Raw genomic sequence first — 2,160 nt, 5'->3', positions numbered from 1 at the left:
AAGACGCTGCCCCAGCTGACCGAGTGGGCGCTCACCGCCGGCCTCGGCGCGCCCCGGCTCCACAAGCACGGCAAGGACGCCGACCCACTGGTCGTCCTCATGGCGGACGCGGCCGAGTTCCTCGGCCTGCCGCCGATGGGCGAGGACGCCGACGGCAACTTCGAACGCCGCATCGGCCGCCTCCGGGAGACCGGACCAATCGTCAAGACCCTCGTCAAGGCTGGCTGGCAGCTCACCCAGCGCGGATTCGGCCCATGGGCCCGCGTCTACCGCACCCCCAACGGCGCCAAGCGCGAGTGCGTCCAGTACTGCATCCCGACGTGGGCCGCGCTCACCACTGGCGGCTGGAACGTGCCCAACGACCTCGACGCCGCACAGCTCGCCGCCCTCCTCGGCGGCTACGCGATGCGCGTCTTGACCCCGCGCGGCTCCACCGCCGTCACCGGCCTCGCCCTTATGGAAGCGCTGCGCCCGCCAACCCGCGCAGTGCGCACCGAGACCGGCTGGACCTCCGGCCCGGTCGAGGGCTCACGCACCCGCGCGTTCGACCCCGCGCCGCCCGAGGCCCCGGCCGAGCACCCCGTCGCCAAGGACCGCGACCCGGATGACGTGCTGATCACCGAGACATGGGACTGGATCCGCCCCCTGGACCTGATCGAGGACCGCGAGCGCGGCTACCCCAACGCGGTCGGCATCGACGTCAACATGGCCTTCATGGCCGCTGCAGGCAGGCTCACCCTGGCCCTGTCGGAGCCGGTCCACGAGCTCAACCCCACCTTTGACAAGAAGGTCCCGGGCAGCTGGAAGTGCGACTTCTCCACCGCCGAACTCGACCCCAGCATGCCCAACCCCTTCACCCCCGACGGCCTACCGCCCACCGGACCCGCCTGGTACAGCACCGTCAAGGTCGCCTACGCCCTCGAACTCGGCATCCCCGTCCAGCCGACGCAGGGCTGGCTGCGCCACGAGTCCGGCCCATGGCTCGACCCGTGGCACAAACACCTGCGCGAGGCCTACATCACCACCATGGCCAACCTCGGCGTGGCCCTGGACCTGGCCGACCGCGACGTCGAAGCGTTCCTGACGGCGATGGCCGACCTGAAGAACGGCGATGCGACCGAATTCGCGATCCTGCACGCCATCAAGTCCACGGCGAAAGGCTCGATCGGCAAGCTCCGCGAGCGCCCCCGTGGCGCCTCCTACCGGCCCGGCCAGCGCTGGCCGGCCCTGGACCGGCTCACCTGGGACCCGCTCAACCGGGCGCTGGTCATCGACACCGACACCGTGAACAAGCACCGCAAGATCCGCCGTCACGCCGAGGCGACCGGCGAGTACCCGATCGCCGCGCTCGCCGACTGCATCGTCTACCCCTCCACGGGCCCCTCGCCGCTGGCCGTCCTGCGCCGCCCGGACAGTACCCTCGCCACCGCGTGGCGCCTGGGAATCTCGCCCGGGCACGTCAAGCACGAGGGCACCCAGACGATGGCCTGGGCGCTGGAGCTGATCGCCGACGACGTCAACCCGGGCCGCCATATCAAGGGCGGCGACGCCTACGCCGAGGGGGAGTGACCTGAAGAGTGAAGAGCTCGACCGCGCGCTGGAACGCGCCCTGCAGACCAAGCCCATCCCCAAGACCCTGGCCGGCCGCACCAGCTTCCTGGTGAAGCAGTACAAGGGCACCAAGAACACCGCCCGCGAACTGGGAGTCTCCCAGCGCTCGGTGGAGCGCTGGCTCAAGGGCGGCGGCATCGGCAAGGACAACGCGAAGAAGGTCGAGGACGCCGTCCGGGAGCGCTGGCAGCCCCGCGTCCGCGACCGGATCCGCAAGGCCGCCGAGGCCAACGGCTTCACCGTAGAGGTGTCGGCGACCTTCGGCTTCAAGACGACCGGCCCCGGCACCGACGACCCCCGCGACCGCATCCTGCCCCCGCAAAAGCTGTCCGGCGACGTCGCGCGCCGGCTGTTCGAGGCCCGCGATGCCGGCGCCGGCCAGCAGGAGCAAGAGAAGATCATCGCCGAAGGCCTGCGCGACGCCTACTTCACGGACGGAGGCCGCCGTGCCCGCAGCCTGGAGGTCACCCTCACCGGCCTCCACTGGGCCGAGTTCTCCGTGGACTGAGCCATGCGCCACAGGCAGCGCCGCATCAGGCGGCGCTGCCC

At 71.2% G+C, this 2,160-nt stretch carries 2 protein-coding genes; both read left to right on the top strand.

Annotated features, from left to right (window positions below):
- Nucleotides 1-1,569, top strand: a 1,569-nt coding sequence (locus AB0O00_RS36705) for a transcriptional regulator (RefSeq protein WP_363659038.1), incomplete at its 5' end; no start/stop codon positions are given.
- 91 nt (nt 1,570-1,660) lie between these two features.
- Nucleotides 1,661-2,119, top strand: coding sequence for an XRE family transcriptional regulator (locus AB0O00_RS36700; protein ID WP_363659037.1), 459 nt, complete (start codon nt 1,661-1,663; stop codon nt 2,117-2,119).
- The last annotated feature ends 41 nt before the right edge of the window (nt 2,120-2,160 follow it).

This window comes from Kitasatospora sp. NPDC093558 (assembly GCF_040683475.1).
Taxonomy (GTDB): Bacteria; Actinomycetota; Actinomycetes; order Streptomycetales; family Streptomycetaceae; genus Kitasatospora.
The sequence above is the reverse complement of the archived record's forward strand: the minus strand, read 5'-3'. Positions and strand labels throughout refer to the sequence as shown.